Raw genomic sequence first — 16,616 nt, forward strand, 5'->3', positions numbered from 1 at the left:
TACCTTGGCCGACCTGCTAGAACTCGATCACATCCGGCTGGGCTACGACACGCCCCAGGGCCTGAAGACCATCATCGACGATCTGTCGCTGAGCCTGCCCGCCGGCCACATCGGCTGCCTGCTGGGCGAATCCGGCTGCGGCAAGACCACCGTGCTGCGCGCCATCGCCGGCTTCGAGCCGGTGCTGGCCGGGCACATCGCGCTGGACGGCGCCGTCATTTCGTCGCCCGACGTGCAGGTGGCGCCCGAGCTGCGCCGCGTCGGCATGATGTTCCAGGACTACGCCCTCTTCCCGCACCTGAGCGTCAGCCAGAACGTGGCCTTCGGCCTGCGCCGGCTGTCGCGCCCGGCGCGCGCGCAGCGCGTGGCCGAAATGCTGGAACTGGTCGGCCTGGCGCAATCGGCCGACAGCTATCCGCACGAGATCTCCGGCGGCCAGCAGCAGCGCGTGGCGCTGGCGCGGGCCATGGCGCCCTCGCCCGACCTGCTCCTGCTCGACGAGCCGTTTTCCAATCTCGACGTGGATACGCGCGAACGCCTGGCCTTCGAGGTGCGCGAGATCCTCAAGCGCACCGGCCACACCGCCATCCTGGTCACGCACAACCAGGCCGAGGCCTTCGCCATCGCCGACCGCATCGGCGTCATGGCGCGCGGCCATATCGAGCAGTGGGACACCCCGTACAACCTGCACCAGCACCCGGCCAGTCCGTTCGTGCGCGATTTCATCCGCCGCGAAGCCCTGGTGGAACAGCGCCTGCAGGCGTTCGACCGCGGGCGCTAGCAGGGACGCGGCGGACCGCTCAGGAGCGCGGCGGCGGCAAGGGGATGAACTCGGTTTCGTCGCCCGGCACGACCTGGCCGAAGCGGTTCCTGGTCCAGTCTTCCTTGGCCTGTTCGATGCGGTCCTTGCTGCTGGAGACGAAGTTCCACCAGATGAAGCGCGGGCCGTCCAGGGGCTCGCCGCCCACCAGCGCCATGCGCGCCGCCGTCTGCGCGCGGATCGTCACCGCCACGCCCGGCGCGAACACGATCAGGCGGCCGGGTTCGTACGCCTGCCCCTCGATGTCCACCGTCCCCTCGACCAGGTAGGCGGCGCGCTCTTCGTGCTCGGGCGGCACCACCACCGTGGCCCCGGCCTGCAGCTGCACGTCGCCGTAGAACAGCGGCGACAGCGTGCGCACGCCGGAGGTCTGGCCAAACAGCGAGCCGGCGATCACCTGGGCGCGCACGCCCTCGCCTTCGACCACCGGTTGCGCCTGCGTGCCATAGTGCACGAAACCCGGGTCGGTTTCCTCGTGCTCCTTGGGCAGGCCCACCCACATCTGCAGGCCATACATGCGCAGCGGGGCCAGCCGGCTTTCCGGCGCGGTGCGCTCAGAATGCACGATGCCGCGGCCGGCTGTCATCCAGTTGACCTCGCCGGGCAGGATGGTCTGGACATTGCCGGCCCCGTCCCGGTGCACCAGCGAGCCCTCGTAGAGATAGGTCACCGTGGCCAGCCCGATATGCGGGTGGGGCCGCACGTCCATGCCCACGCCGGCGGGAAACTGCACCGGGCCCATCTCGTCGAGGAACACGAACGGCCCCACCGAGCGCTGCTGCGCCGACGGCAAGGCGCGGCGCACTTCGAATCCGCCCAGGTCGCTGGTGCGCGGCACCACGATGGTCTGTACCGCCGACTGCGGCGCATTGTTCAAAATCGACATGGCTCTCCTCCTGTACCGGCTGGCCGCGCGGCCGCGCCGTGGAAAAATGGGCGCCGGCTGGCGGCGCCCGTCTCACTTTACGGCAAATCGAATACCAGGACTTCGGCGCCTTCGCCGTCGCCCAGCCGCACCGCGGCCTCGTCCTGCAGCGCCAGGCCATCGCCCGCGCCCAGCCTCTGGCCATTGACGACCAGGCTGCCGCGCGCCACGTGCACCCACGAGCGGCGTCCGGCCGCCAACGGCAGCTCGGCGCTTTCCGTGCCGTCGAACAGGCCCGCGTACAGGCGCGCATCCTGGTGGATGCGCAGCGATCCGTCGGCGCCGTCGGGGGAAACCAGCTGGCGCAGCCGGCCGCGCTTGTCAGCCTCGGGAAAACGCTTCTCTTCGTACTCGGGCGCAATGCCCGCCACATCGGGCTCGATCCAGATCTGCAGCATATGGGTCGCGGCATCCGGCTGCGGGTTGAACTCCGAATGCATCACGCCGCGGCCGGCGCTCATGCGCTGCACATCGCCGGGGCGGATGGTCGAGCCGCTGCCCATGCTGTCCTTGTGCGCGATCGCGCCGTCCAGCACATAGGTGATGATTTCCATGTCCCGGTGGCCGTGCGTGCCGAAGCCCCGGCCGGCGGCGATGCGGTCATCGTTGATCACACGCAGCGGCCCGAAGCCCATATGGGCCGGATCATAGTAATTGGCGAAGGAAAACGTATGGTGCGTATCGAGCCAGCCGTGGTTGGCATGGCCGCGTTCGGCGCTGCGACGCAGGGTAAGCATGGCGAACTCCTTATTTCAATAATATGAATGTTCCGTGCATCGGCCGGATGCCGAGTGCAGGCATTCACAACATGGGTCCATTGTGCCCCTCCCCCGGCGCCTTGATGAGGGATGGATTTGATGACATCATTCAATTAATTTGAATTAGTGGAGGCCGCCATGCCCCGTCCACGCGCCGCCCCGCCCCCCGGCCAGCCCATCACGCCCGACCTGCTCGTCATGGTCGACGCCATCGCCCGCCATGGCAGCTTCGCCAAGGCGGCGCGCGAACTGGGCAAGGTGCCTTCGGCCGTCACTTACGCCATCCGCAAGCTGGAAGACGGACTGGACGTGCTGCTGTTCGACCGCAGCGGCCATCGGGCCGCCCTCACGCCCGCCGGCCAGGCCCTGCTGGCCGAAGGCCGCCACGTGCTGCAATCGCTCGACGCGCTGGCCAGCCGCGTCAAGCGCGTCGCTACCGGCTGGGAAGGCGAATTGCGCATCGCCGTCAGCGCCGTGCTGCCCTGGACGCCGCTGTACGATCTGATCGAGGATTTTCGCGCCCTGGCCGGCGCCACCACCTTGCGCTTTTCCGCCGAAGTGCTCAGCGGCAACTGGGATGCGCTGGCCTCCGGCCGCGCCGACCTGCTGATCGGCGCCGACGCGGCGGGCGCGCCGTCGGGCGCCTACCGCACCCAGGCCATGGGGCAGACCCAGTTCGCCTTCTGCGTGGCGCCGCATCATCCGCTGGCCGCGTTGGGGCGCCCCCTGAGCGCGCGCGACATCGCGGCCTATTGCGCCATCGTGGTGGCCGACACGTCGCGCGACCTGCCGCCCCGCACGCGCGGCCTGCTGCGCGAACAGCCCGTGATCGTCATGCCCACCATGCAGGCGAAGATCGACGCCCAGGTGCGCGGCATCGGCGTGGGGCACCTGCCCCTGACCCTGGCCGCGCCCTACCTCGCCCAGGGCCTGCTGGCGACCTGCCCCACCGACGACGTCGTGCCGCTCACCGAGCAGGTGGTCTACGCCTGGCGCGATCCCAACCCCGGGCGGGCCTTGCAGTGGTGGCTGGAGCGGCTGCGCTCGCCCCGGCTGTGCGAAAGCCTGCTGGGCGTGTCGTGAAGGTTGGCGCTATTCGTCGTCGATACCCAGCTCGCGCAGCTTGCGCGTGATGGTATTGCGGCCGATGCCCAGCCGCGATGCAGCCTCCACCCGCCGCCCCCGGCTCGCATCCAGGGCGCTTTGCAGCAGGATCTTCTCGAACTGGCGCGTCAGCGTCGCCATGACCGCCGGCTCGCCGCGCTCGAGGCGGAACTGCGCATCGCGCAGCAAGGCTGCGTGCCAGTTGCGCGGCGCGGCATCCGGCGCCTCGGCCGGGGCCGGCGCCGTCCCGGCCGCGGCCGCCGCGGCAGCCGGTTCGGCCTGCCGGGCCGCCGCCTGCTGGTGTTCGACCGCCCGGATTTCGGGCGGCAGGTCGTTGCGATCGATCGTCTGCCCCGGAGCCATGACCGTCAGCCAATGGCAGAAGTTCTCCAGCTGGCGCACATTGCCGGGAAAATCGAAACGCGCCAGCACGGCCAGCGCGTCGGGCGTCAAGCGCTTGACCGGCACGCCCAGCGCCCGGGCGCTGGTGGCCAGGAAGTGCTGGGCCAGCGCCGGAATATCCTCGACCCGTTCGCGCAGCGGCGGCAGGCGCAGGCGGATCACATTGAGACGATGGAACAGGTCCTCCCGGAACAGGCCCTGCTCGACGCGCTGTTCGAGCGGCTGGTGGGTGGCCGCGACGATGCGCACATCCACGCGCACCGGTTGCGCCCCGCCCACGCGGTAGAAACTGCCCTCGGCCAGCACGCGCAGCAGGCGGGTCTGCAACTCGATCGGCATATCGCCGATCTCGTCGAGGAACAGCGTGCCGCCATGCGCCTCCTCGAAGCGTCCGCGCCGCAGCGTATTGGCTCCGGTGAAGGCGCCACGCTCGTGCCCAAACAACTCGGCCTCCAGCAGGTCGCGCGGAATCGCCGCGGCGTTCAGCGCCACGAACGGCCCGCCGGCGCGCGCGCCGTGCCCATGCAGGGCCCGCGCCACCAGCTCCTTGCCGGTGCCGGACTCGCCGGTGATCAGCACCGTCACCTTGGACTGGGCCAGCCGGCCTATGGCGCGAAACACTTCCTGCATCGCGGTGGACGAGGACTGCGTCATCACCCAGCGCTCGCCGTTCTGCGCCGGCTCGCCCGCCGCGCCCGCGTCGGCCGCCGGCTCGCCCTCCTGCATGGCGCGCTGGATCAGCGCCACCGCCTCGTTGACGTCGAATGGCTTGGCCAGGTAATCGAACGCGCCGCCCTGGAACGCCGACACCGTGCTGTCCAGGTCGGCGAAGGCGGTCATGACGATCACCGGCAGCCCGGGATTGCGCTCCTTGATCTGGCGCAGCAGTTCAAGCCCATCGCCGCCCGGCATGCGGATGTCCGACACCAGCACCGACGGCACGTCGGCCGCCAGCGCCTGCAGGACATCGGCGGCCCGGGAGAAGCTGCGGGTGGCGATGCCGGCCCGCGCCAGGGCCTTCTCGAGCACCCAGCGGATAGCCTGGTCGTCGTCGACAATCCAAACGGGTTTCATCAAAGTGGGGGCTCCATCGGTAATACCAGCCGGAATTCGGTGTGCCGCGCACGGGACTCGAATTCGATGATGCCTCCGTGCTGCTGCACGAAATCCTGGGCCAGGCTCAGGCCCAGCCCGGTGCCGCCGGCGCGCGCGGTCACCAGCGGATGGAAAATGCGCTCGCGGATGTGCTCGGGCACGCCCGGCCCGTTGTCCAGCACCGACACGACCAGCGCCAGCCGGTGCTGCCGGTGCGCCAGCATGACCTGGCGCGCCACCCGCGTGCGCAGCACGACGCGCGGCGCGGGCACGTCGGCGCCCGGCTTCTGCTGCACCAGCTCCTGCGCCGCGTTGCGCGCCACATTCAGCACCGCCTGCATCAGCCTGGCCGCGTCGCCGCGCAGCTCGGGCACCGACGCGTCATAGTCGCGCACCAGTTCGACCGCGTCGCGGAACTCGGCCTGGATCAGCGCGCAGACGCGCTCGCAGATTTCATGGATGTTCACCGGCCGCGCGGCCAGCGGCACGCGCTGCGGACCGCTCAGCCTGTCGACCAGCGCCTGCAGCCGGTCGGCCTCGGTGATGATGACCTGGGTATATTCGGCCAGGGCCGCGCTGGGCAGCTCGGCTTCCAGCAGCTGGGCCGCGCCGCGCAGGCCGCCCAGGGGGTTCTTGACCTCGTGCGCGAGATTGCGCAGCAATTCGCGATGCGATTCGATTTCGTCGACCAGCCGCTGGTTGCGATCGGCCAGCACGCGCTGCTCGATCTCGCGCGTCTCGATCAATACCGGCCAGGCCTGGCCGGACAGCGACACCGTCGTGACGGTGACCTCCACCGACTCGACCACCCGCCGCAGCGAGGCCAGCTGGCGCACGTCGGCAAACTTGCCGGCGGCCGCGCTGTCGATGGCCGATTGCAGGTCTTCGGGATTGTCGAACAGCGTCGCGGCCGACAGGCCTCGCAACTGCTTGCGGGAACGGCCGAACAGGTCCTCGGCGGCGGCATTGGCGTATTCGATATGCCCGCGCTCGTTCAGCAGGAAGACCGATGTGGCCAGCAGATCAAAAGCATCGACATTCGTCATAGGAGGCAACCGGGACGGCGCGGCGGGCGGGCCGCGAGGCCCGCCGCCGCACAGCCTCCCGGATTACAGGCTGTAGTACATGTCGAATTCGACCGGATGCGTGGTCATGCGCAGACGCGTGACTTCGCCCATCTTCAGTTCGATGTAGGCGTCGAGCATGTCGTTGCTGAACACGCCGCCACGGGTCAGGAACTCGCGATCCTTGTCCAGCGCGGCCAGGGCCTCTTCCAGCGACGCGCAGACGGTCGGGATCTTGGCGTCTTCTTCCGGCGGCAGGTCGTACAGGTTCTTGTCGGCCGGGTCGCCCGGGTGGATCTTGTTCTGCACGCCGTCCAGGCCGGCCATCATCAGGGCCGAGAACGCCAGGTACGGGTTGGCCAGCGGATCCGGGAAGCGCGTCTCGATGCGGCGCGCCTTGGGGTTGCCGACGTACGGGATGCGGATCGAGGCCGAGCGGTTGCGGGCCGAATAGGCCAGCTTCACCGGCGCCTCGAAGTGCGGCACCAGGCGCTTGTACGAGTTGGTACCCGGATTGGTGATGGCATTGAGCGCGCGGGCGTGCTTGATGATGCCGCCGATGTAGTACAGCGCGAACTCCGACAGGCCGGCGTAGCCGTTGCCCGCGAACAGGTTCTGGCCGTCCTTCCAGATCGATTGGTGCACGTGCATGCCCGAGCCGTTGTCGCCGACGATGGGCTTGGGCATGAACGTCGCGGTCTTGCCGTATACGTGCGCCACGTTGTGGATCACGTACTTCATGACCTGGTTCCAGTCCGCGCGTTGCACCAGCGTGCTGAACTTGGTGCCGATTTCCAGCTGGCCGGGCGCGGCCACTTCATGGTGGTGCACTTCGACCGGCACGCCCATCTGCTCGAGCAGCAGGCACATTTCGGAACGCATGTCCTGGAACGAATCGACCGGCGGCACGGGGAAGTAGCCGCCCTTGGGGCCCGGACGATGGCCCATGTTGCCGCCTTCGAATTCCAGGCCGCTGGACCACGGCGCCTCTTCCGACTTGATCTTGACGAAGGTGCCCGACATGTCGGTGTTCCAGGTCACGCCGTCGAACACGAAGAACTCGGGTTCCGGACCGAAGTAGGCGGTATCGCCCAGGCCGGAGGACTTCAGGTAGGCTTCGGCGCGCTTGGCCAGCGAACGCGGGTCGCGGTCATAGCCCTTCAGGTCCGACGGCTCGACCACGTCGCAGCTCAGGATCAAGGTCGGCTCTTCGCGGAACGGGTCCAGGTTGGCCGTGTCCAGGTCGGGAATCAACAGCATGTCGGAGGCTTCGATGCCCTTCCAGCCCGGGATCGACGACCCGTCGAACGCCTGCCCGCTCTCCAGCTTGTCCTCGTCGACAGCCGAGGTGGGAACGGAAACGTGGTGCTCGCGCCCGAGCGTATCGGTGAAGCGGAAATCCACGAACTTGACTTCGTTGTCGGCGATCTGCTTGAGAACGTCTTTGGGGCTTGCCATGTCATCTCCATAAGATAAAAGCGTCGAGGGCCTTGGTTGCCCGACTGGCAATAAACAGGCAAGCAAAATGCGTGCCAGGTCCCGCACTCCTGGAAGGAGGCGGCCGCGGAATGCGAAAACAGGAATTCAGCACCATTATGGTGCAAAACACGGGGCGCTGGTTGCCCTATTTTGGTGCGCAGCGATTACAGGAACATTTCCTGCAGATCGTTCAGGAAGCGCCAGCCCAGTGCGGTGGCGCGCAGGCGGGTCGGATCGGCGTCGAGCAGGCCGCGCCGGGTCGCTGCTTCCAATTGGTGCGCGATGGCCGCCAGCGACAGGCCAGTGCGCTCGCCAAACGAGGACGCGGCCACGCCTTCTTTCAGGCGCAGCGCATTGAGCATGAACTCGAACGGCAGTTCGCCCGCCCCGACGACCCGGCTTTCGGCCACATGGCTGCCATCGCGCGCCATGGCGCGCTGCATCCAGGAATCCGGATTGCGCAGGCGCGCCTGGCGTTCGATGCGGTCGTGAAACGACAGCTTGCCATGGGCGCCGGGCCCCAGGCCCAGGTAGTCGCCGAACTCCCAGTAATTGAGATTGTGCCGGCAACGCGCGCCCCGGCGGGCATAGGCCGAGACCTCATAACGCGCCAGCCCGGCCTGGGCCAGGGTCTCCTCGACCATGTCCTGCATGGCGGCGCTGGCATCGTCGTCCGGCAATTCCGGCGGGTATTTGGCGAAAACCGTATTGGGCTCCAGCGTCAGGTGATACAGCGACAGGTGTTCCGTGCCGAAGGCAAGCGCCTGGCGCAAGTCCGCGCGGCACTGCTCGAGCTCCTGGCCCGGCAAGGCGAACATCAGGTCCAGGTTGACGCGCTCGACCGCCTGCTGCGCCATGGCGATGGCCGCGCGCGCCTGGGCCGCGTCATGGATGCGGCCCAGCCTGGACAGCTGGGCATCGTCAAAGCTCTGGATGCCCAGCGACAGCCGCGTCACGCCGCTGGCCGCGTAATCGCGGAAGCGTCCGGCCTCGGCGGTGCCCGGGTTGGCCTCCATGGTGATTTCGGCGTCCGGCAGCAGGTTCAGGCAGGCGCGCAGCATCGCCAGCAGCTCGTCCAGCCCCGCCGCCGACAGCAGGCTGGGCGTGCCGCCGCCGATGAAGACGGAAATGACCTGGCGCCCCCATACCTCGGGCACGGCCTGCTCCAGGTCGGCGCGCAGCGCGTCCAGGTAGGCGCGTTCGGGAATCTCGCCCGGCGCGGCATGCGAATTGAAGTCGCAATAGGGACACTTGCGCACGCACCAGGGCACGTGCACATAGACCGACAGCGGCGGCAGGCTGGTCAGCGTGGCGCCGGCCGGCGCGAGGACGCGCGCGCCGGCGGCCGGCCCGCCCAGGTTGCGGATGGGAATCGTGATGGCCATGCGCGTAGTCGCCTCGACCGGCTAGGGCCGGTCCACCGGCCCGGTTGCGCGCAGCTTGTCCAGCAGCTGCGCCAGGGCCTGCGCCCGGTGGCTGATGCGGTTCTTGTGCTCCGGCGCCAGTTGGGCGGCGGTGCAGCCCTGCTGCGGCAGATAGAAATGCGGGTCGTAGCCGAAGCCATGCTCGCCGGCCGGCGCATCGACGATCTCGCCGTGCCAGAGCCCTTCGCCAATGAGCGGACAGGGATCGTTCTCGGTGCGCACCAGCGCCAGCAGCGCCACATACCAGGCGCGCCGGTCGCCGGCCGCGGCCAGCTCGCGCACCAGCAAGGCGTTGTTGGCCGCGTCGCTGCGGGCGCCGCCGGGCTGCTGGGCGTAGCGGGCCGAATGCACGCCCGGCGCCCCGCCCAGCGCCACCACGCACAGGCCCGAATCGTCGGCCAGGGCCGGCAGGCCGGTATGCCGGCTGGCGTGGCGGGCCTTGGCCAGCGCGTTCTCGACAAAGGTGGCGTGAGGCTCCTCGGCCTCCGAGACGCCCAATTCGCTTTGCGGCACCAGTTCTATCCCCAGCGGGGCGAACAGGGCCGAGAATTCGCGCAATTTGCCGGCATTGTTGGATGCAAGCACCACGCGACGCAAGTTTGGATTGAGTATTTCTGCGGACATGGGCAACATTGTAGAACGGGATGCGGCCGCCTCGGCGCGACTGGCGAACCTACGCAACATCGCGGCAATAATGACTCGTCATGATATTGACCCCGGCCTGCCTGGCCCTTTGCGCATACGCCCAGCATGATCTCGTCTTCCGCAGCAGACCTCCATGCCGACGCCGGCCTGGCCGCCATTCTCCAGGGCGGCCTGCTCAATCCCTGCTACCAGCCGGTGGCCGACCTGGCGCAGGATCGTATTTTCGGCCATGAAAGCCTGATCCGAGGGCCGCACCAAAGCGTGCTGCACATGCCCGACGCCCTGTTCGCCGCGGCGCGCCGCGACGGCCTGCACGCCGAACTCGAACTGGCCAGCCTGCAGGCCGGCGCGCGCCGCTTCATCGAGCTGGATTCGCCCGGCAACCTGTTCCTGAATCTCTCCGGCGCCGTCCTGGTGGCGTGCTGGCGCCACTACGGCAGCGGGCTGCCGGTCATGCTGCTGGCCGACAGCGGCCTGGCGGCCGACCGCGTGGTCATCGAGATCACCGAATACGATCCGGTGGGCGGCGACCTGCCGGCCCTGAACCAGGCCCTGGCCTGCCTGCGCGCCAGCGGCATGCGGGTGGCGCTGGATGACTACGGCGTCGGCAACGCCAGCCTGCAGCTATGGGCCGAACTGGCCCCCGACCTGGTCAAGATCGACCGCTACTTCTTCAATGGCATCAGCCGCGACGAGCGCCGCCTGCAACTGGTGCGCTCCATGGTGTCGACGGCGCGCCAGCTCAACTCCACCCTGGTGGCGGAGGGCATCGAGAATGCCGACGACCTGCGCACGGTCTACGAGCTGGGCATACGCTACGCGCAAGGCTGGTTCCTGGGCCGTCCCGAGAACGAGCCGCGCACCGACCTGCCCACGGCGGCGCGCGCCTCGCTGCAGCCAGCCTGTGCGACGCAACCCACGCGCATCCCGGGCCACACGGCGCTGGCGCTGCGGGTCGAGGCGCCGCCGGTCATGCTGGCGCGCCACACCAACGACGACGTGCAGCGGCTGTTCCAGGAGCATCGCCACCTGCATGCCGTGGCGGTGCTGGACACCGACAGCCGGCCGGTAGGCATCATCAACCGGCGCGACTTCTCCGAGCACTACGCCCAGCGCTATACCCGCGACCTGTTCGGGCGCAATCCATGCTCGACGTTCATGAACCCCGACCCTGTGCTGGTGGACGTGCATACGTCGATCGACCAGCTCAGCCACGTGCTGCTGTCCGACGACCAGCGCTATCTGGCCGATGGCTTCGTCATCACGCGCGGCGGCCGCTACGACAGCCTGGGCACCGGCGAAGCGCTGGTGCGCTCGGTCACCGAAATGCGCCTCGAAGCCGCGCGCTACGCCAACCCGCTGACCTCGCTGCCGGGCAACATCCCCATCAGCCAGCACATCGCCCACCTGCTTGACCATGCGCTCGACTTCGTCGTCTGCTACGCCGACCTGGACAATTTCAAGCCGTTCAACGATGTCTACGGCTACTGGCGCGGCGACGACATGATCCGCCTGTGCGCCGACAGCATCAAGCGCCACTGCGACGCGCGCCGCGACTTCGTCGGCCACGTCGGCGGCGATGACTTCGTCGTCATGCTGCGCAGCACCGACTGGCGCCTGCGGATCGAGCGCATCATCGCCGAGTTCAACCTGCGCGCCCTCGACCTGTACGACGACCAGGGCCGCCACGACGGCGGCATCCGCGCCGAAGACCGCTACGGCGTGCTGCGCTTTTTCCCCTGCGTCACCCTGGGCATCGGCGCGCTGGAGGTCAGCCCGGTCGAACTAGGCAGCCACGTTCGCCCGGAGGACCTCGCCTCGGCCGCCGCCCGCGTCAAGCAGCAGGTCAAGCACGGCAACCTGGCGCTGCTGGTCCAGCGCTACCAACTGCCCGCCCGCGCCGCCTGAACGCGGCGCCGCGCCGGCCAACCGGAACACCGCCACCGCCTGGCGCAAGGCCTGCGCCTGCGCTTCCAGCGAGGCCGCCGCCGCCGCGGTCTGCTCGGCCATGGCGGCATTCTCCTGCGTGGCGCGCTCGGCGTCCGCCACGGCCAGGTTGACCGAGGCAATGCCCGCGGCCTGCGTGGCGCTGGCCTCCGAAATACCGGCCACCAGTTGCGTCACACGGTCGATCGATTGCACGATCTCGCCCATGGTGGCGCCCGCCAGGTTGACCTGCTGCACCCCGCTGGCCACGCGCGCCGACGAATCGTCGATCAAGCCCTTGATCTCGCGCGCCGCCTGGGCGCTGCGCTGGGCCAGCGACCGGACTTCCCCGGCCACGACGGCGAAACCCCTGCCCTGCGGCCCGGCCCGCGCCGCCTCCACCGCCGCGTTCAAGGCCAGCACATTGGTCTGGAACGCCAGGCTGTCGACCAGCCCCACGATCTCGGCGATGCGCTGCGCGCCGCTTGCGATGTCGCGCATGCTGGCGACCACCTGCGCGACCGCCGTTCCGCCCTGGCGCGCCAGCTCGGTGGCGCCGGCCGCCTGCCGGCTGGCCTGGTCGGCGTGCTCGGCGGTGGCGCGTACCGTGCCGGCCAGCTCCGCCATGCTGGCGGCGGCCTCCTGCAGCGCGCCCGCCTGGCGCGCCGTGCGGCCGGACATCTCCACGCCGCCGGCGGCGATCTCGCCCGAACCGGTGTGGATCTCCTCCACGCCATGGCGTACCGATTCGACCGCGCGGGTCAGCCCGCCCTGCATGCGTCGCATCGCCGAATACAGCACGCCGATCTCGTTGTCGCCGCGCGCCGCGATCGCGGCGGTCAGGTCGCCATCGGCGATGCGGTCGAAATGGCGGCCGGCCTCGGTCAAGGGCCGCAGCATCGCGCGGCGAAAGCCCAGCCGGATCACGACGGCCAGGACGGCCACCAGCGCCAGCAAGGCCGCCGCGCCCAGCACCATGCGTTCGAGCACGCGCGCGGCATCGGCCACGGCGGCGCGCCCCTGCTCCCTCGCATAGCCCTGGAAGGCATCGACCGCCTCGATGTAGCGCTCGGCCGCCTGCGGCAGCGCGCGTTCGGCCAGCCGGTTGGCCTCGATGCCGTTCCAGCCCTTGAGCGCGGCATGCAGCGGCGCCAGCGCCTGGACCGCCAGCGCGTCGTAGCCGGCCAGCACCTCGTCATACAAGGACGCGCCCTGCGCGGCCATCTCGGGGTTGGCGCGCAGGCGCTCCTGGCTGGCGCGGGCCTGCTCCAGCAGCGTGGCCGCCTGCGCCAGGGCCGCGTCGCGCTGCTCCTCCAGCCCGCCTTCCATATACGTCTTGGCGTCGGCCAGCACGGCGCGGGCCTGGAACAGCCAGCTGGTCGTATCGCCCAGGTCGCTGGCGCGTTCGATATTGCCGCGGCCCAGGGCTTCGATGGCAGCCTGGTTGTCGCGCAGCACCGCCACGCCCGCGCCGGCCGCCGCGGCGAACAACAGCACGAAAAATGCCAGCGTGGCCGACAGCGCGGCCGCAAGTTTGAGTTTCTTTCGCATCGGGATCCGCAAGTGAGGCTGAGCCGCGCATGGCGGCGTCGCCGCCATTATGGGCAGGCAGTCTTGCAGATTGTTGACACGCTCAGCCGGCCGCGTCCCCGTCGGCCACCAAGGTTTCCACCAGCTCGCGCGCGAAAACCGGCAGGCTGTCCAGGTTCTTCACGCAGATCTGCAGCTCGCGCACGGCCCACTCGTCGGTCAGCCCGACCAGCGCGATATCGAGGTTGCGCGCGTAGCGCAGCGCGGCCGACTCCGGGATCACGCCGATGCCCACGCCGCTTTCGATCATGCGGCAGACCGCTTCGAAATTGCCCACCTCGACGCGGAACTTGAAGGTGCGCCCCAGGCTGGCGGCCGCCTGCACCAGGAACGGATGGATGGCGCTCCACTCGGACAAGCCGACATAATCGTCGGCCAGCGTATCGGCGAACGCCACCGACTCCTCGGCCGCCAGCCGGTGGCCGGCCGGCGTCACGACCACCAGCCTGTCCTTGCGGTACGGGATGAACTGCAGTTTCTGGTCCGGGGCGCAGCCGGCGACCACGCCGATATCGGCCGAGCCATCGGCCACCGCCCGCACCACCAGGTAGCTCAGCCGTTCGCGCAGCTCGACGTTGACGTCCGGGTGCGCCGCCAGGTAGCGCGCCAGCACGGCGGGCATGAACTCGGTCATCGCCGTCGTGTTGGCCAGCACGCGCACATGTCCTTTGACGCCGCGCGCGAACTCCTGCATGTCGCCGCGCATCTGCTCGACCTGCTGCATGACCGTGCGGGCATGGCGCAGCATGGCCTCGCCCGAGGGCGTCAGGGTCACGCCCTGGCTGGTGCGGTACAGCAACTGGGTGCCGAAATGCTCTTCGAGGTTCTTGACCCGCGTGCTGGCCGCCGGCAGCGACAGGTGCGACTTCTCGGCGCCGCGCGTCAGGCTGTGCCAATCGCCGATATGCACCAGCAGCTGCAGGTCGGTCAAATCGAAATGCGCGGCCATGCGCCCCCCCTCCTTCGGTAATCCATAACCCGGTGTTCGGCAATCGTAAATTGGCAGGGCGCCGGGCTTGGGGCACAGTGCTCGATTACGTTTCCGCAAACCCCATCATAAAAGAAGACGCAGCCCCTGGTCCTGCCCTACGTCGCCGGGCACGTGCTGGGCATGCGTCGCTCCTTCCGACCATGACCATGATCCCTTCCCCATCCGATCACCCCAGCGCCCGGCTGGCCGAATTCACCGCTGGCCTGCGCTACGAGGACATCCCGCCTGCCGTGCTCCGGCGCGCCGAAGACCTGTTCCTCGACAGCCTGGCTTCGATCCTGGCCGGCGCCGGCGCGCCACCAGTGCAGGCCATCGCGCGCTATGCCGCCGCCATGGGCCCGGCCGACGGTCCCTCCCAGAACCTGGTCACGCGCACCGGCACCACGCCGCTGTTCGCCGCCATGGTCAACGCCGCCGCCTGCCACGTGGTCGAACAGGACGACGTGCACAACGGCGCGGTGTTCCACCCCGCGGCGGTGGTATTCCCGCCGGCGCTGGCGGTCGCGCAAGCGCTTGGCCGCAGCGGCCGCGACCTGCTGACCGCGGCGGTGGCCGGCTATGAGGCCGGCATCCGCATCGGCGAATTCCTCGGCCGTTCGCACTACAGGATCTTCCATACCACCGCCACGGTCGGCCCCCTGGCCGCCGCCGTCACGGTCGGCCATCTGCTGCGGCTCGACGCCGCGCAGATGCTGCATGCCCTGGGCTCGGCGGGCACGCAATCGGCCGGCCTGTGGGAGTTCCTGCGCGATGCCGCGGACTCCAAGCAACTGCACACCGCGCACGCCGCCGCCGCGGGCATCACGGCGGCCTACCTGGCGCAGGACGGCTTCACCGGCGCGCAGCGCATCCTCGAGGGCGCGCAGGGCCTGGCCGCCGGCATGTCCAGCGACGCCGACCCCAGCCGGCTGCTCGACGGCCTGGGCCAGCGCTGGGCCCTGGCCGAGACCTCGTTCAAATACCACGCCTCGTGCCGCCACACCCACCCGGCGGCCGACGCCTTGCAGCACGTGATGCGCGAACATGGCCTGCGCGCCGCCGACCTGGCGGCGGTCGAAACCCTGGTGCACCAGGGCGCCATCGACGTGCTGGGGCCGGTCACCGCCCCCGCCACCGTCCATCAATCGAAGTTCTCGATGGGCACCGTGCTGGCGCTGATCGCGCTGCGCGGCCACGCCGGCCTCACCGAATTCGACGCCGCCCCGGGCGACGCCGAGGTGGCGGCGCTGCGCGACAAGGTGCGCATGACGCTGGACGACGAGGTGGACCGCGCCTACCCCAGGCGCTGGATCGGCAAGGTCAACGTCACCACCACCGACGGCCGCCGCCTCCACGGCCGCGTCGACGAGCCCAAGGGCGACCCCGGCAACACCCTCTCGCGCCCCGAAATCGAAGACAAGGTCGCGCGGCTGGCGCGCTACGGCGGACACGCCACCGAAAGCGAAGTCCGCGCCCTGATCGACCGGGTATGGCGCATCGCCGAGCAGGAGCGCGTGGGCAAGCTGTTGAGCGAGTAAGGCAGTGGCCAGGACGGACGACGGGGTGCCTGTCCCGGCGGTCGAGTGCGCATGGCACACCAGGTCAGCGGGGAGGACAGGCACCCCGGATTCAGCGCGTGCCAGTCCCCCTGCGGGGACAGGCACGCGGGTTTACTGCAGTGCCTCGCGCTGCGCCCGCACGAGCTGGGCGATGCCGCCTTCGGCCAGCCCCAGCATCGTGTCGAGTTCGCCGCGCGTGAAGGTGGCGCCCTCGCCGGTGCCCTGCACTTCGACGAATGCGCCGCTGCCGGTCATCACCACATTGACGTCGGCCGCGCAGGCCGAATCTTCCTGGTAATCCAGGTCCAGCACCGCGCGTCCATCCACCAGGCCGACCGACACGGCGGCGACCGCGTCGCGGATCGGGTTGTGCGCCAGGTCGCCGCGCTGCATCAGCAGCGCCACGGCGTCGGCGGCGGCCACCCAGGCGCCCGTGATGCTGGCGCAACGCGTACCGCCGTCGGCCTGCAGCACGTCGCAATCCAGGTGCAGGGTGCGTTCGCCCAGCAGGCGCAGGTCGAACACCGCGCGCAGGCTGCGGCCGATCAGGCGCTGGATTTCCTGGGTGCGGCCGCTTTGCTTGCCGCGCGCGGCCTCGCGGTCGCCGCGCGTATGCGTGGCGCGCGGCAGCATGCCGTACTCGGCGGTCACCCAGCCTTCGCCGCGTCCCTTCAGAAACGGCGGCACCTTCTCGAGCACGCTGGCCGTGCACAGCACATGCGTATTGCCCGCGCGCACCAGCACCGAGCCTTCGGCATAACGCGTGAAGCCGCGCTCCAGGCTGAACGGCCGCAAGGCGTCGACGGCGCGGCCGGACGGACGGGAAAGAGTATCGGCGGCGGAAGTGCTCACGGT

13 protein-coding genes and 1 pseudogene are annotated in these 16,616 nt (G+C 69.5%); 4 read left to right on the forward strand and 10 right to left on the reverse strand.

Translation table 11 applies throughout. The features are described from left to right. The first annotated feature begins 4 nt into the window (after positions 1 to 4). Positions 5 to 781 (forward strand): ABC transporter ATP-binding protein, encoded by a 777-nt coding sequence (locus EL288_RS12815; protein ID WP_003811180.1) that lies wholly within the window; start codon positions 5 to 7, stop codon positions 779 to 781. A 19-nt stretch (positions 782 to 800) separates the two neighbouring features. On the opposite strand, the gene EL288_RS12820 is transcribed toward EL288_RS12815, so the two are convergent. Next, positions 801 to 1,706: a pirin family protein gene (locus tag EL288_RS12820; protein ID WP_003811178.1), complete on the reverse strand. Its 906-nt coding sequence runs from the start codon at positions 1,704 to 1,706 to the stop codon at positions 801 to 803. A 77-nt stretch (positions 1,707 to 1,783) separates the two neighbouring features. Continuing rightward, positions 1,784 to 2,482 (reverse strand): pirin family protein, encoded by a 699-nt coding sequence (locus tag EL288_RS12825; RefSeq protein WP_003811176.1) that lies wholly within the window; start codon positions 2,480 to 2,482, stop codon positions 1,784 to 1,786. Between the two features lie 159 nt (positions 2,483 to 2,641). Here EL288_RS12825 and EL288_RS12830 point away from each other — a divergent pair, with 159 nt between their 5' ends. Continuing rightward, positions 2,642 to 3,586 carry a LysR family transcriptional regulator gene (locus EL288_RS12830; protein ID WP_003811174.1) on the forward strand — a complete coding sequence of 315 codons (945 nt, stop codon included), beginning with the start codon at positions 2,642 to 2,644 and terminating at the stop codon, positions 3,584 to 3,586. A gap of 9 nt (positions 3,587 to 3,595) precedes the next feature. Here EL288_RS12830 and ntrC read toward each other — a convergent pair whose 3' ends face one another. The 5 genes from ntrC to rdgB all read right to left on the reverse strand — a co-directional run bounded on the left by ntrC (position 3,596) and on the right by rdgB (position 9,704). Further along, the gene (ntrC, locus tag EL288_RS12835; RefSeq protein ID WP_010930451.1) at positions 3,596 to 5,083 is read right to left on the reverse strand and encodes a nitrogen regulation protein NR(I); all 1,488 of its coding nucleotides are present in this window, start codon (positions 5,081 to 5,083) and stop codon (positions 3,596 to 3,598) included. Further along, positions 5,083 to 6,150, reverse strand: a complete 1,068-nt coding sequence (glnL, locus tag EL288_RS12840; protein WP_003811167.1) for a nitrogen regulation protein NR(II) — start codon at positions 6,148 to 6,150, stop codon at positions 5,083 to 5,085. Before glnL ends, ntrC begins: the two co-directional genes overlap by 1 nt. A 63-nt stretch (positions 6,151 to 6,213) precedes the next feature. After that, positions 6,214 to 7,626 (reverse strand): type I glutamate--ammonia ligase, encoded by a 1,413-nt coding sequence (gene glnA / locus EL288_RS12845; protein WP_003811164.1) that lies wholly within the window; start codon positions 7,624 to 7,626, stop codon positions 6,214 to 6,216. Positions 7,627 to 7,811: 185 nt separating this feature from the next. Then, positions 7,812 to 9,032: a radical SAM family heme chaperone HemW gene (gene hemW, locus EL288_RS12850; protein ID WP_003811160.1), complete on the reverse strand. Its 1,221-nt coding sequence runs from the start codon at positions 9,030 to 9,032 to the stop codon at positions 7,812 to 7,814. Positions 9,033 to 9,053: 21 nt separating this feature from the next. Then, on the reverse strand, positions 9,054 to 9,704 hold the full coding sequence (gene rdgB / locus EL288_RS12855) for an RdgB/HAM1 family non-canonical purine NTP pyrophosphatase (protein WP_003811159.1): 651 nt from the start codon (positions 9,702 to 9,704) through the stop codon (positions 9,054 to 9,056). Between the two features lie 117 nt (positions 9,705 to 9,821). Here rdgB and EL288_RS12860 point away from each other — a divergent pair, with 117 nt between their 5' ends. Next, the gene (locus EL288_RS12860) at positions 9,822 to 11,624 is read left to right on the forward strand and encodes an EAL domain-containing protein (RefSeq protein WP_003811157.1); all 1,803 of its coding nucleotides are present in this window, start codon (positions 9,822 to 9,824) and stop codon (positions 11,622 to 11,624) included. Positions 11,625 to 11,807: 183 nt separating this feature from the next. Here the strand turns inward: EL288_RS12860 and EL288_RS12865 are convergent. Further along, a pseudogene (locus EL288_RS12865) lies at positions 11,808 to 13,241 on the reverse strand (methyl-accepting chemotaxis protein); the annotation flags it as partial. 34 nt (positions 13,242 to 13,275) lie between these two features. Then, entirely contained in the window at positions 13,276 to 14,181 is a 906-nt protein-coding gene (locus EL288_RS12870; RefSeq protein ID WP_003811152.1) for a LysR family transcriptional regulator, read from the reverse strand. Between the two features lie 182 nt (positions 14,182 to 14,363). On the opposite strand from EL288_RS12870, the gene EL288_RS12875 reads away from it, so the two are divergent. Next, complete coding sequence (locus EL288_RS12875; protein WP_003811151.1) at positions 14,364 to 15,740, forward strand: MmgE/PrpD family protein; 1,377 nt, start codon at positions 14,364 to 14,366, stop codon at positions 15,738 to 15,740. A gap of 132 nt (positions 15,741 to 15,872) precedes the next feature. Here the strand turns inward: EL288_RS12875 and rph are convergent, their stop codons facing one another. Next, a complete protein-coding gene (gene rph / locus EL288_RS12880) occupies positions 15,873 to 16,613 on the reverse strand; it encodes a ribonuclease PH (RefSeq protein WP_003811149.1) in 741 nt (246 codons plus the stop codon). Between the last annotated feature and the right edge of the window lie 3 nt (positions 16,614 to 16,616).

The sequence above is a fragment of the Bordetella bronchiseptica genome, from assembly GCF_900636925.1.
Taxonomy (GTDB): domain Bacteria; phylum Pseudomonadota; class Gammaproteobacteria; order Burkholderiales; family Burkholderiaceae_B; genus Bordetella; species Bordetella pertussis.

Bases quoted from the DNA above. Each gene is read 5' to 3' on its own strand.
- EL288_RS12820 (WP_003811178.1), bottom strand. From the start codon at position 1,706: ATGTCGATTTTGAACAATGCGCCGCAGTCGGCGGTACAGACCATCGTG.
- EL288_RS12825 (WP_003811176.1), bottom strand. From the start codon at position 2,482: ATGCTTACCCTGCGTCGCAGCGCCGAACGCGGCCATGCCAACCACGGC.
- EL288_RS12830 (WP_003811174.1), top strand. From the start codon at position 2,642: ATGCCCCGTCCACGCGCCGCCCCGCCCCCCGGCCAGCCCATCACGCCC.
- ntrC (WP_010930451.1), bottom strand. From the start codon at position 5,083: ATGAAACCCGTTTGGATTGTCGACGACGACCAGGCTATCCGCTGGGTG.
- glnL (WP_003811167.1), bottom strand. From the start codon at position 6,150: ATGACGAATGTCGATGCTTTTGATCTGCTGGCCACATCGGTCTTCCTG.
- glnA (WP_003811164.1), bottom strand. From the start codon at position 7,626: ATGGCAAGCCCCAAAGACGTTCTCAAGCAGATCGCCGACAACGAAGTC.
- hemW (WP_003811160.1), bottom strand. From the start codon at position 9,032: ATGGCCATCACGATTCCCATCCGCAACCTGGGCGGGCCGGCCGCCGGC.
- rdgB (WP_003811159.1), bottom strand. From the start codon at position 9,704: ATGTTGCCCATGTCCGCAGAAATACTCAATCCAAACTTGCGTCGCGTG.
- EL288_RS12860 (WP_003811157.1), top strand. From the start codon at position 9,822: ATGATCTCGTCTTCCGCAGCAGACCTCCATGCCGACGCCGGCCTGGCC.
- EL288_RS12870 (WP_003811152.1), bottom strand. From the start codon at position 14,181: ATGGCCGCGCATTTCGATTTGACCGACCTGCAGCTGCTGGTGCATATC.
- EL288_RS12875 (WP_003811151.1), top strand. From the start codon at position 14,364: ATGACCATGATCCCTTCCCCATCCGATCACCCCAGCGCCCGGCTGGCC.